At 52.6% G+C, this 12,967-nt stretch carries 11 protein-coding genes and 1 other annotated feature; of the genes, 6 read left to right on the top strand and 5 right to left on the bottom strand.

Annotation, left to right across the window (positions count from 1 at the left end):
• Positions 1-239: 239 nt before the first annotated feature.
• From clpB to rluD, 3 genes are all read right to left on the bottom strand, one after another.
• Positions 240-2,813 (bottom strand): ATP-dependent chaperone ClpB, encoded by a 2,574-nt coding sequence (clpB, locus tag ACGS9J_RS25970; RefSeq protein ID WP_442233484.1) that lies wholly within the window; start codon positions 2,811-2,813, stop codon positions 240-242.
• A 130-nt stretch (positions 2,814-2,943) separates the two neighbouring features.
• Positions 2,944-3,675 (bottom strand): purine nucleoside phosphorylase YfiH, encoded by a 732-nt coding sequence (gene yfiH / locus ACGS9J_RS25965; RefSeq protein ID WP_442233483.1) that lies wholly within the window; start codon positions 3,673-3,675, stop codon positions 2,944-2,946.
• Positions 3,675-4,652 carry a 23S rRNA pseudouridine(1911/1915/1917) synthase RluD gene (rluD, locus tag ACGS9J_RS25960; RefSeq protein ID WP_442233482.1) on the bottom strand — a complete coding sequence of 326 codons (978 nt, stop codon included), beginning with the start codon at positions 4,650-4,652 and terminating at the stop codon, positions 3,675-3,677. Before rluD ends, yfiH begins: the two co-directional genes overlap by 1 nt.
• Positions 4,653-4,783: 131 nt before the next feature.
• Here rluD and bamD point away from each other — a divergent pair, with 131 nt between their 5' ends.
• From bamD to pheA, 4 genes are all read left to right on the top strand, one after another.
• Positions 4,784-5,515 carry an outer membrane protein assembly factor BamD gene (bamD, locus tag ACGS9J_RS25955; RefSeq protein WP_442233481.1) on the top strand — a complete coding sequence of 244 codons (732 nt, stop codon included), beginning with the start codon at positions 4,784-4,786 and terminating at the stop codon, positions 5,513-5,515.
• Positions 5,516-5,827: 312 nt separating this feature from the next.
• Positions 5,828-6,169, top strand: coding sequence for a ribosome-associated translation inhibitor RaiA (raiA, locus tag ACGS9J_RS25950; RefSeq protein ID WP_012005327.1), 342 nt, complete (start codon positions 5,828-5,830; stop codon positions 6,167-6,169).
• 120 nt (positions 6,170-6,289) lie between these two features.
• Positions 6,290-6,416: a sequence feature (Phe leader region), on the top strand.
• Positions 6,291-6,338 (top strand): pheA operon leader peptide PheL, encoded by a 48-nt coding sequence (gene pheL / locus ACGS9J_RS25945; RefSeq protein ID WP_187962929.1) that lies wholly within the window; start codon positions 6,291-6,293, stop codon positions 6,336-6,338. (Overlaps the previous feature by 48 nt.)
• Before the next feature lie 42 nt (positions 6,417-6,458).
• A complete protein-coding gene (gene pheA, locus ACGS9J_RS25940) occupies positions 6,459-7,616 on the top strand; it encodes a bifunctional chorismate mutase/prephenate dehydratase (protein ID WP_442233480.1) in 1,158 nt (385 codons plus the stop codon).
• A gap of 41 nt (positions 7,617-7,657) precedes the next feature.
• Here the strand turns inward: pheA and tyrA are convergent, their stop codons facing one another.
• Together tyrA and ACGS9J_RS25930 are read right to left on the bottom strand one after the other, a co-directional pair.
• Positions 7,658-8,779, bottom strand: coding sequence for a bifunctional chorismate mutase/prephenate dehydrogenase (gene tyrA, locus ACGS9J_RS25935; RefSeq protein ID WP_044554251.1), 1,122 nt, complete (start codon positions 8,777-8,779; stop codon positions 7,658-7,660).
• Between the two features lie 6 nt (positions 8,780-8,785).
• Positions 8,786-9,859: a 3-deoxy-7-phosphoheptulonate synthase gene (locus tag ACGS9J_RS25930; RefSeq protein ID WP_037424883.1), complete on the bottom strand. Its 1,074-nt coding sequence runs from the start codon at positions 9,857-9,859 to the stop codon at positions 8,786-8,788.
• A gap of 636 nt (positions 9,860-10,495) precedes the next feature.
• Here ACGS9J_RS25930 and ACGS9J_RS25925 point away from each other — a divergent pair.
• On the top strand, positions 10,496-11,842 hold the full coding sequence (locus tag ACGS9J_RS25925; RefSeq protein WP_442233479.1) for an anaerobic C4-dicarboxylate transporter: 1,347 nt from the start codon (positions 10,496-10,498) through the stop codon (positions 11,840-11,842).
• 238 nt (positions 11,843-12,080) lie between these two features.
• Positions 12,081-12,845: a DUF481 domain-containing protein gene (locus ACGS9J_RS25920; RefSeq protein WP_442233478.1), complete on the top strand. Its 765-nt coding sequence runs from the start codon at positions 12,081-12,083 to the stop codon at positions 12,843-12,845.
• Positions 12,846-12,967: the final 122 nt, after the last annotated feature.

Genomic DNA, 12,967 nt, shown 5'->3' with positions numbered 1-12,967 from the left:
GTTCCCGGTCAGTGGAGGCGCATTATAGGGAGTTCTCAGAAGGCCGCAACCCCTAAATGCAAAAAACTTTTCAAGCGTTCAAATATTCATCAACAAAGTCATTTTAGGATATTTATTAGACGAAATTGCGGGGTTTTAGCGCCATTGCCAGGGCAAACAGCTTAAACCCAACCAAAGCGGATAAAAAAAAGGGAGCGGTCGCCCGCTCCCTTTCATCGTAATCACTATATAGATAGTCGTTACTGTTTGGCGACGATATGTTCGTCTTCCACATCCAGCGTCACAGGGATACCCGGGATCAGCTTGCCGGAAAGGATTTGCTGCGCCAGCGGGTTTTCGATCTCCTGCTGAATAGCACGTTTCAATGGACGCGCCCCATACACAGGATCGAAACCGGTTTTGCCCAACAGCTCCAACGCCGGTTCGGTCATAGTCACTTCGTAACCACGTTCTTCCAGACGTTTGTACAGACGCGCCAACTGAATCTTGGCGATCTCGGCAATGTGTTTCTGGCCAAGCGGGTGGAACACCACCACCTCATCTATACGGTTGATGAATTCCGGACGGAAGTGATGTGTGACCATCTCCATGACCGATTCTTTCATCTGCGTATAGTTCATCTGACCAAAGTGTTCCTGGATCAGATCGGACCCCAGGTTAGAAGTCATGATCACCACAGTATTGCGGAAATCGACGGTACGGCCCTGCCCATCGGTCAGACGACCGTCATCCAATACCTGCAGCAGAATATTGAACACATCCGGGTGCGCCTTCTCCACTTCATCCAGCAGGATCACCGAATAAGGTCTGCGACGCACTGCCTCGGTCAGATAACCGCCCTCTTCATAACCCACATAGCCTGGAGGTGCCCCCACCAGCCGCGATACCGAATGTTTCTCCATAAACTCGGACATGTCGATACGCACCATAGCGTCGTCGCTGTCGAACAGGAACGAAGCCAGCGCTTTACACAGCTCGGTTTTCCCCACCCCGGTCGGGCCGAGGAACAGGAACGAACCGATAGGCCGGTTTGGATCTGAAAGCCCAGCACGGCTACGGCGGATTGCATTGGAAACCGCGCTCACCGCTTCATTCTGGCCAATGACCCGTGAATGCAGCTCTTGTTCCAGACGCAACAGCTTATCGCGTTCCCCTTCCAACATTCGGGCTACCGGAATGCCGGTGGCACGCGCCAACACTTCAGCAATTTCTGCGTCGGTCACCCGATTACGCAGCAGCTTCATGGTTTTGCCTTCGGCCAAGGTGGCCGCAGCCAGCTGTTTTTCCAGTTCCGGGATCTTGCCATACTGCAGCTCAGACATCCGCCCCAGATCGCCTACGCGACGCGCCTGCTCCAGGGTAATTTTGGCCTGCTCAAGATCCGCCTTAATATTCTGCGTACCGGAGAGGGAAGCTTTTTCCGCTTTCCACTCTTCTTCCAGCTCTGAATATTCACGTTCTTTCTGCTCCAGCTCACCGCTCAGCATTTCCAGGCGTTTCTTGCTGGCGTCGTCTGACTCTTTACTCAGCGCTTGCTGTTCCAGCTTGAGCTGAATAATGCGGCGCTCCAGGCGGTCGAGCGATTCCGGCTTAGAATCCATCTGCATACGGATGCTGGACGCCGCCTCATCGATCAGGTCAATGGCCTTATCCGGCAACTGACGATCGGAGATATAACGGTGCGACAGCGTCGCCGCAGCAACAATCGCCGGGTCAGTGATCTGCACATGGTGATGCAGTTCATAGCGTTCTTTCAGGCCGCGCAAGATAGCGATGGTGTCTTCAACACTGGGTTCTGCCACATAAACTTTCTGGAAACGACGTTCGAGCGCCGCATCCTTCTCTATATATTGGCGATATTCATCCAGCGTTGTAGCACCGACGCAGTGCAGCTCCCCGCGCGCCAGTGCCGGTTTCAACATATTACCGGCATCCATCGCACCATCGGCCTTACCCGCGCCGACCATAGTGTGCAATTCATCAATAAACAGAATGACGCTGCCTTCCTGTTTAGACAAATCGCTCAATACGGCTTTCAGACGCTCTTCGAATTCACCGCGATATTTAGCACCGGCGATCAATGCCCCCATATCGAGAGACAGTACGCGTTTATGCTTCAGGCCTTCCGGCACTTCACCATTGATAATACGTTGCGCCAAACCTTCGACGATGGCGGTTTTACCCACGCCAGGTTCACCGATCAATACCGGGTTGTTTTTGGTACGGCGTTGCAGTACCTGGATGGTACGACGGATCTCTTCATCACGGCCGATAACCGGGTCAAGTTTGCCCTGCTCAGCACGTTCGGTTAGATCGATAGTGTATTTCTTCAACGCCTGACGTTGATCTTCAGCACCCTGATCTTCCACGCTATCACCGCCTCGCATTTGCTCAATGGCCTTACTGATTTTATCTGTCGTCGCACCTGCAGCCTTCAACAGATCGGTCAAGTTACCGCGATCTTCAAGCACCGCCAGTACAAAGAGTTCGGATGAAATGAATTTGTCCGCCCGCTTTTGCGCCAGCTTGTCGCACAGGTTCAGGACACGCACCAGCTCATGGGACGGTTGAACGTCGCCACCGGTACCTTCAACTTGAGGCAGACGAGACAAGGCCTGTTCGATTTCGGTGCGCACGCGCCCGGCATCGATACCGGCAGAAGTTAATAATGGACGAACCGTGCCCCCATCCTGATTGAGCAGTGCGCTCATCAGATGTAACGGTTCAATAAATTGGTTGTCGCGCCCAAGGGCCAGAGATTGGGCATCGGCGAGGGCAAGCTGGAATTTGTTGGTAAGACGATCCAGACGCATAACACCTCCAAGATGGGTCGAAATTGCTACTGGAGATTAAATGAGGTCATCCCTCAAATTTTCAAGGTTATTTCGACTGTATATTTTCGGTACTACATCATGCGCCGTTGGACCGTCCTAATTCAATAGGTTATATCAGCCAGATTAAACTTGCCAGACGTCCGGTTATTCCATCGCGTCGATAGGAGAAAAAATGACTGATTTCGCTCACCGTACAGCGGTCGCCGCCGTAGATAGCCAGGACCCCGGCACGTTGCAGACGCTGGCGAGCCAATAGATAGATATCCGCCAGGTATTTATCGCCATGGGGAGTAAAAGCCAGTGCAGCGGCGGCATCGACGGCAATAAACGCCGTACGGACCTCCGGCCCCACTTCAAACTGTTGTGGGCCAATCGCCGGACCGAGCCAGGCGCTGATACCCGCAGGCTCAGCAGAAAACGCCGCCAGAGTTTGTTCCAACACACCGTTACACAGCCCGCGCCAACCGGCATGAGCAGCTGCGACCTCATCACCGGCCTGCGAGCAGAATAAAACCGGCAAGCAGTCCGCAGTCATCACGGCGCACACCTGCCCAGGCACATTACTGTAAACCGCATCCGCTTGCAGATCGGTCGGCATTTGCCCATCCAGCCGTACCACGCGAGTGCCATGCACTTGCTCCAGCCAAACCGGCATCTGCGGCAAGCCAGCGCCCACGACCAGACGTTGGCGGTTATCTTGCACCGTCTGAACCTCGTCACCCACATGAGTGCCGAGATTGAGCGAGTCATACGGCGGCAGGCTGACGCCGCCACTGCGCGTGGTGCTGCAGGCTTTTACCCCTGCAGGCAGGGGCCAATCGGGCAGGATGAGCGAATCCATTACCAGTTCATCTGATCTTTGAATTCTTCGGTATCGACCTTCAGCGCGTTAATCAAATCGACCATATCCTGAGGCAGCGGCGCATGCCACTCCATCTGAATACCGCTGATTGGATGATATAAACGCAGCATGGTGGCGTGCAGGGCCTGACGATCAAAGCCGCGCAACGCGGCAATAAATGCCTCCGATGCCCCTTTTGGCGGACGCGGACGGCCACCGTACAGCTGATCACCCACCAGCGGATGGTTAATGTGCGACATATGCACACGGATCTGGTGGGTACGGCCAGTTTCCAGACGCAGACGCAGACGGGTGTGCGCGCGGAAGTGCTCCATAATGCGGTAATGCGTCACCGCCGGTTTGCCCATTGGGTGCACCGCCATATGGGTGCGTTTGGTGGAATGGCGCGAAATGGGCTCTTCCACAGTGCCGCCTGCGGTCATGGTACCGATAGCGACGGCTTCGTATTCACGGGTAATTTCACGCGCCTGCAGCGCTTCTACCAGCCGGGTTTGCGCCGGAACGGTTTTCGCCACCACCATCAGACCGGTAGTGTCCTTATCCAAACGGTGCACAATGCCGGCTCGCGGCACGTCGGCAATTTCAGGATAGTAGTGCAGCAGCGCATTGAGCACCGTGCCGTCCGGGTTACCGGCGCCAGGGTGCACGACCAGGTCGCGCGGCTTGTTGATCACCAGAATGTCGCTGTCTTCGTAGACGATATTCAGCGCGATGTCCTGCGGTTCCCAACGGGCCTCTTCTTCTATCTGTGCATCAATGGCGACCGTCTCTCCCCCCAGCACCTTCTCTTTCGGTTTGTTTATCGTTTTGCCATTGACCTGCACCCGATTGTCCAGGATCCAATCTTTTATGCGAGATCGTGAATAATCAGGGAACAATTCGGCCAAAGCCTGATCTAAACGTTGTCCGAGTTGAGATTCGGCCACCGTTGCGGTGAGTTGTACTTGTTGTGCCATATGCAGCTTCTTCGTTAACGTTGGGTTTTCACGGCGATGCCGTTTAATATAATGTGCTATTGTAACTGGTCTTTGTCGGGAGCTTAACGGACAGTCTCCCGGAATAACACCCTGAGGATAATCAAAACGTCATGACGCGTATGAAATATCTGGTGGCGGCAGCCACGTTGAGCCTGGCGCTGGCAGGTTGCTCCACATCCAAGGATGCGGTTCCCGACAACCCACCTTCGGAAATCTATGCTACTGCCCAGCAAAAACTGCAGGACGGTAACTTTAAGGGCGCGATTACGCAACTCGAAGCGTTAGATAACCGCTATCCTTTCGGGCCGTACTCTCAGCAGGTTCAGTTGGACCTGATTTATGCTTACTACAAATCTGCCGATTTACCGCTGGCTCAGGCGTCTATCGATCGTTTCATGCGTCTGAACCCAACGCACCCGAACATCGACTACGTGATGTATATGCGTGGTCTGACCGATATGGCGTTGGATGACAGTGCACTGCAAGGCTTCTTCGGGGTCGATCGTTCAGACCGCGATCCACAGCATGCGCGCGCTGCATTTCGCGATTTCAGCCAGCTGATTCAGCAATACCCGAACAGCCAGTATGTGACCGATGCCAACAAGCGTCTGGTGTATCTGAAAGACCGCCTGGCCAAGTATGAGCTTTCGGTGGTGGAATACTACACTAAACGCGGTGCCTACGTCGCGGTCGTTAATCGTGCCGAACAGATGCTGCGTGAATTCCCGGATACCCAAGCGACGCGCGATGCGCTGCCGCTGATGGAAAATGCGTACAAACAGCTGCAACTGAACGGCCAGGCCGACAAAGTGGCTAAAGTGATTACCGCCAACCCGGCATAGTCCGATTGGCGATGGCAGGAAAACAAAACGGCAGCTTCGGCTGCCGTTTTTATTTGCTTAAGATTTAGCCTTTATCAGATAAATACACAAGCAAAAACACGATGTTAGCAAGACTGCGACACCGCTTATCCTTTCAATAATGCGCGTTCCGCTTCCAAGACTCAAGCGTTAGATGACCATTTCAAATCCTGAATCACAGATTGAACTAACTTTGCAAAAAGTGACAAAAAAACGTGATTTTCATCACGCATTTAAGCAAAAAGCGGGGTATGCTGAACTCATCCAAGACGGAAAGACAGAGAGGTAAGTTATATGACATTGAACATTACCAGCAAACAAATGGATATCACTCCCGCAATCCGCAGTCACGTCGAAGACCGTCTCACCAAACTGGAAAAATGGCAGGCCCAACTGATTAACCCGCATATCGTTTTATCCAAAGAACCGAAAGGGTTTGTTGCCGACGCCACCATTACCACCCCTAACGGCCCGCTGGTAGCCAGCGCCAAACATGAAGACATGTATACCGCCGTTAACGATCTGATCGCCAAGCTGGAGCGTCAGTTGAATAAAGTGCAGCACAAAGGCGAAGCACGCCGTGCCGCCACCAGCGTGAAAGACATCATTCCGGAAGTAGAGCCGGAACAGGAATAACCGTTTAGCGGCTGTTTCACATCAAACGCGCCTGAGGGCGCGTTTTTTGTCTGGTTTTTTTATTGACGAGACAAAAACCTGCGGTTACTTTAAAACCTGCCTCATACACTTTGGATAGCAAATGGTCCGTAAACCGTTTTTCTTCGCATTCTTTTTTACCTTCCCCTGATTGGGAGGCGTTTCGTCGTGTGATAAAGAATGCGAAGACGAACAGCAAAGCCTCCTGAAATCAGGGGGCTTTTTTTATGGCTATTTTACGACGTATAAAAATATAAGGCAGAAGCTGATTATGACCGATAACCCGTTACTCGTGCTGCGCAAACGCATCAGCGCACTGGATCTGAAACTGCTGTCTTTGCTGGCCGAGCGCCGTGAGCTGGCGATAGAAGTAGGAAAAACCAAGCTGCATTCTCATCGACCAATCCGTGATAAAGAGCGTGAACGGGATTTGCTGGACGCCCTGATCGCCGCAGCCAAGCCCTATGATCTGGACGGATTTTACGTCACGCGTCTGTTCCAATTGATTATCGAAGACTCCGTATTAACTCAGCAGGCGTTGCTGCAGCACCAGCTCAACCAAATCAGTCAACATTCGGCCCGCATCGCTTTCCTTGGCCCGAAAGGGTCTTACTCACACCTGGCGGCCCGCCAATACGCCGCTCGCCATTTCGATCAGTTGATCGAATGCGGTTGCCAAAAATTCCAGGACATTTTCACCCAGGTCGAAACCGGCCAGGCGGATTACGCCATCCTGCCAATCGAAAACACCAGCTCCGGCTCAATTAATGACGTTTACGATCTGCTGCAACACACCAGCCTGTCGATCGTCGGTGAACTGACCAACCCTATCGATCACTGTGTCCTGGTGGCCAGCGATACCGATCTTGCCCAGATCGAAACCGTGTATAGCCACCCGCAGCCGTTCCAGCAATGTAGCCAGTTCATTAATCGCTATCCGCACTGGAAAATCGAGTACTGCGAAAGCACCGCTGCGGCAATGGAAAAAGTCGCCAAATTGAACTCGCCAAAAGCGGCGGCATTGGGCAGCGAGGCCGGTGGTGCGCTCTACGGCCTGCAAGTGCTGGAACATAACCTGGCTAATCAACAACAGAACATTACCCGCTTCATCGTGCTGGCGCGCAAAGCTATCGAAGTTTCCGAGCAGGTACCGGCTAAAACCACGCTGATTATGGCCACCGGCCAACAATCAGGTGCGTTGGTTGAAGCGCTGCTGGTGCTGCGCGATAACGGCATCATCATGACCAAACTGGAATCTCGCCCGATTAACGGCAACCCTTGGGAAGAGATGTTTTATATCGATGTGCAGGCGAACCTGCGTTCTGAAGCGATGCAGAAAGCGTTGCGAGATCTGACGCCAATCACCCGCTCTCTGAAGGTCCTGGGCTGCTACCCCAGCGACACTGTGGTGCCGGTTAACCCGTCCTGAATGCAACAAAAAAGGGTTCGGCATGGCCGAACCCTCATAACTTATTGCCGACTGTCGTTCGCTTGACGCAACAGCGAGCGGCTTTCCACCAGGAAACGCTGCGCATAGTCGCCAAACCAATGCTCGACCTTCTGGAAGCTCTGGATAAACGCTTGTTTATCGCCCTGCTCCAGCAATTTTATCGCTTCGCCAAACCGCTGGTAGTAGCGTTTGATCAGCGCAATGTTCTCTTCGGACGACATGATGATATCCGCGTACAACTGCGGGTCCTGAGCGAACAACCGCCCGACCATCGCCAGTTCCAACCGATAGATCGGTGAAGAAAGTGCCAGCAACTGTTCCAACTGAACGTTTTCTTCCGCCAAATGCAAGCCATAGGCAAAGGTCGCAAAGTGGCGTAACGCCTGAATAAATGCCATGTTTTGATCGTGCTCAACCGCGCTGATACGGTGCAAACGTGCACCCCATACCTGCAGCTGTTCCAGCAACCATTGGTAAGCTTGTGGCTCGCGACCATCGCAATAGACCACCACCTGCTTGGCCACGCTGCCCACATCTGGACCAAACATCGGATGCAGCCCCACCACGGGACCGCTGTGCGCCGCCAACATGGCATTCAACGGGCGATTTTTTACCGAGGCCAGATCGACCAGAATACAATCTGCCGGCAGCGGGGGTAACCGTTCAATCACCTGTTCTGTCACGTGAATAGGTACGCTGACAATCACCATACCGGCATCGGCCAGCAAGGTGTCAGCCTGCGCCCAGTCTTCCTGATCCAATACTTTGACCTGGTAGCCGGACAACGTCAGCAAGCGATTAAACAACCGCCCCATTTGCCCATTGCCGCCGATAATGACAATCGGGCGCAGTTGCGGATGCAGGGTTTTAAAGCCTTTATCGTTCTCGCTGACGTAAGACTCACGCATCACCCGGCGCAACACGTCCTCGATCAGATCGGGCGGCACGCCGAGATTTTCCGCTTCTTTACGCCGTGAGGCCAGCATAGCCGCCTCACGCTCAGGAACATACACCGGTAAGCCGTGGTGGCTTTTAACCTCTCCTACTTCCGCCACCAGGTGCAGGCGTTTCGCCAGCAGCTCCAGCAGCGCTTTATCCACTTCGTCGATTTGATCGCGCAACGCGGTCAGTTCAGCCACCATAACTTACTACTCTCCAGTGCGTGCCGTCAGCGCGGCGCCGAGTTCCTGGTGCATATGACGCAACAACGTCTCTGTACTTTCCCAGTTAATGCAGGCGTCGGTAACAGAAACACCGTAGCGCATATCTGCACGCGGTTGCTCAGAAGACTGGCTGCCTTCGTGCAGGTGGCTTTCCAGCATGATGCCGGTGATCGAACGGTTACCCGCTTTGATCTGCTCAACCACGGACTCGGCAACCGCCGGCTGACGACGATAATCTTTATTCGAGTTGCCATGGCTGCAATCTATCATCAAGGACGGGTGGAGTCCCGCGTCCTGCATCTGTTTTTCACAGGCCGCCACGTCCTCGGCGCTATAATTTGGCGTTTTACCGCCACGCAGGATCACGTGGCCATCCGGGTTACCCTGCGTTTGCAGCAAACACACTTGCCCAGCCTGATTAATGCCGACAAAACGGTGCGGCATGGCCGCGGCGCGCATGGCGTTGATAGCCGTGCCCAGGCTGCCGTCGGTGCCGTTTTTGAAACCTACCGGCATTGACAGCCCTGAAGCCATCTCACGGTGAGTTTGTGATTCGGTGGTACGCGCACCAATCGCTGACCAACTGAACAAATCGCCCAGGTATTGCGGGCTGTTCGGATCCAACGCTTCTGTTGCCAACGGCAGCCCCATACCCACCAGATCCAGCAGCAGGCGACGCGCAATGTGCAGACCGGCCTCAACGTCAAACGAACCATCCATGTACGGGTCGTTAATCAGGCCTTTCCAGCCGACAGTGGTACGAGGTTTTTCAAAATAGACACGCATAACGATATACAGCTGATCGCTCAATTCAGCCGACAGGGTTTTCAAATGACGGGCGTAATCCAGTGCAGCATCCGGGTCATGAATAGAACAAGGCCCACACACCACCAGCAGGCGATGATCGCGGCCCTGCAGAATATCGGCGATGGTTTTGCGTGCAGTGGCGATTTCATTTTCGTCGCTGGCACTGAGCGGGAACTGGTTCTTCAGCTCTTCCGGAGTGATCAGAATTTGTTCTGCACTGATATGAACGTTATTGAGCGCGTCTTTTTGCATGATGCTATTCCTGTCGTTTGCCGTTATGCGTAAGCGTTGATAGAACATTGAGCGTTTCAGGTCCTTACCATATCATGCAATGTAAAGATTTCAATCCATTTACTGTAAATAAAAAATTACCATGAAAATTAAACTCTAAAAATACCGTAAAAATAAAAATCAACACATTGATTTAAAAGCATAATTTAAACATTAACGCCCAGAGCGTGCTGCGACAGACCCTCTCCCCGAAATCTCGCAAGATCGTAAACAATTCTATACACATAAGTTAAGGGTACGTCATCGGCAGCACTCAGCAAGCGCTGTAAAACGCTGTCACCTGATGTCTGGCGTACCGGACTACGCCTGACGGATAAATTAAATCACCGAAAAATTAAACAACTGAAATACAATTAACAAACAATTAATCGGTAATTCATTTTCAATTGCCTCGCCTTTATTTATTCAATACAGAAAGATGAAAAAAAACATTGAATAAATATTGCGGAATCTCACAGTTATCCCTCGCCAAATAAATAATTATGGTCTCATTCGTTCGCACCTCTTTAGGGGTAATCTGCGCAGACAGAGCCCGCACCACCTGCATTGAGAATGTATGAGCGTTAGCAGCCTTTCATTTCTTGACAAGGGACTATCATGATCACTTTGCAATTCTCAATTATTATTATCTGCTTATTAGTCGGTACCCGGTTTGGCGGTATGGGGCTGGGTCTAATAAGCGGTATTGGTTTATTCCTGCTGTGCTTTATATTTGGACTGGAGCCAGGAAAGCCCCCCGTTGAGGTTATGCTGACCATTCTTGCCGTCATCGGTTGTGCTTCGGTGTTACAAACCGCCGGCGGTTTGAACGTCATGATGCAATATGCCGAACGGCTATTGCGCCGTCACCCACAGCACATCACGCTGCTTGCCCCTTTCACCACCTGGACACTGACCTTCCTGTGCGGTACGGGTCATGTGGTGTACACCATGTTCCCGATCATTTCCGATATCGCCATCAAGAAAGGGATCCGGCCAGAACGCCCAATGGCCGTTGCTTCCGTCGCTTCTCAAATGGCCATCACCGCTTCACCGGTGTCCGTAGCCGTGGTGTCTCTGGTTTCCATCATTGCCGCAGGGCATGGGATTGGCAAAGCCTACACACTGGTAGAAATTCTCGCTGTCTCGATCCCTGCGTCCTTGGTCGGTGTATTGATGGCGGCATTGTGGAGCCTGCGCCGCGGAAAGGATCTGGATAAAGATGCTGAGTTCCAGGAGAAAATCAAAGATCCAGAGCAACGCGCCTATATTTTTGGCAGCACCGAAACCCTGCTCAATCAGACATTCCCCAAGCAAGCTTACTGGTCCACGGCTATCTTCTTCGCGGCTATCGCTATCGTCGTCCTATTAGGGGCTTTCGCCGACTTGCGCCCGTCCTTTGCAGACGCCAAAGGGGCACTGAAACCGCTGTCGATGAATCTGGTGATCCAGATGATGATGCTGATAGCCGGTGCCGTTATTCTGATGGGCTGCAGAGTCAAACCTGGTGATATTGCCAACGGTGCAGTATTCAAAGCCGGAATGGTGGCCATTTTTTCCGTATTCGGCGTGGCATGGATGAGTGATACCTTCTTCCAGGCACATATGGGAGATTTAAAGCTGCTGTTGGAAGATGTGGTCAAAAGCCAGCCGTGGACTTACGCGATCGTTCTGTTCCTGGTTTCCAAGTTGGTTAACAGCCAGGCAGCCGCACTGACCGCCATTGCCCCCATGGCTCTCCAATTGGGTGTCGACCCCAAAATGCTGCTGGCCTTCTTCCCTGCCGCTTACGGTTACTTCGTCTTGCCCACTTACCCGAGTGATTTAGCCTGTATCGGCTTTGACCGTTCCGGAACAACGCGCATCGGTAAATTTATCATCAACCATAGCTTCATTATTCCGGGCCTGATCGGCGTGCTGTGTTCTTGCATCACCGGGTATCTTCTGGTCACCACATTCCTGTAATTACTTTCCTAGCGGCAACGGGCCTCCCCCGTTGCCATCCATCCCCTTACCCCTGCAAATGGTGGTGACAATCAGCGTTTTATGCCGCTAACACGGTTAAAAATCAGTAGAAGAAAAGTGAATAAGTGAGGATGAAAAATTAAAAACTTAAGCTAATAGTCGCTATTTTGGTCGGAATGACGAACCGATATAATGTGACCGAAATCACTTATAATCACTCTTAACAACTGGATCAAAAATGCTCTCTTTACGCGCTCGCCGCGCTATTCCGCTGTTTATTAGCTGCTTAACGACTTTCACCAGTGTTTCAGCCCTTGCCGACAATACGCTTTTCACCGCGATGGACGATCCGGCCACCGCTAAAAAACCGTTTGAAGGCAACGTCCAGGCCGGTTACAACTCGCAGTCAGGTAACTCGCAAAGCTCGACCCTGTTGGCCAACACCAGCATGACCTGGTTCAACACCGATGCCGCTTACAGCCTGTGGGGAGCCGCCAATAACACCACGTCCTCCAACGTGCGCTCGTCAGAAAAGTACCAGGCCGGTGGCCGCACCCGTTATAACCTGTCCGATCGCAACTACCTGTTCGGTCAGGCGAGTTGGCTGAGCGACCGCTTCAACGGCTATGACTCCCGTTCCACGCTGACCGGCGGTTATGGTCGCCAGATCCTCAATGGGCCGCTCAGCGATCTGCGGGTTGAATTTGGTCCAGGTGTGCGTCACGACGAGTATCACGGCGGGGGGCGTTCAACCAAAGCGCTGGCTTATGGTGCCGCCAACTATTCGTACCAACTGACCGACAACACCAAATTCTCTGAAGGCGTTTCCGCGCTGGCTAACGAAGAAACTACGCTGAACTCCGAAACCGCATTGAGCGTTGCGATTAACGAAAAGTTTGCATTGCGCCTGGCTTACACCGTGACTTACAACAGCAAGCCACCAGCATCTGCACCGAAAAACACCGATACCACCACTTCGATCAGCCTGGTGTACGGTCTGTAATCGTTTCGCCGCTGCATGACGCGACTAAGCCCATCATTGATGGGCTCAGATTGCTGACAAAGTCCTTTGCGGTTAAAAGTCCCGATCTGAGGGTTAATAAAAACAAAGGATTATATCTTTTG

Origin of the sequence: Serratia quinivorans (assembly GCF_052113645.1) — a bacterium.
Lineage (GTDB): Bacteria > Pseudomonadota > Gammaproteobacteria > Enterobacterales > Enterobacteriaceae > Serratia > Serratia quinivorans_B.
This window is presented reverse-complemented; position numbering and strand designations above follow the sequence as displayed.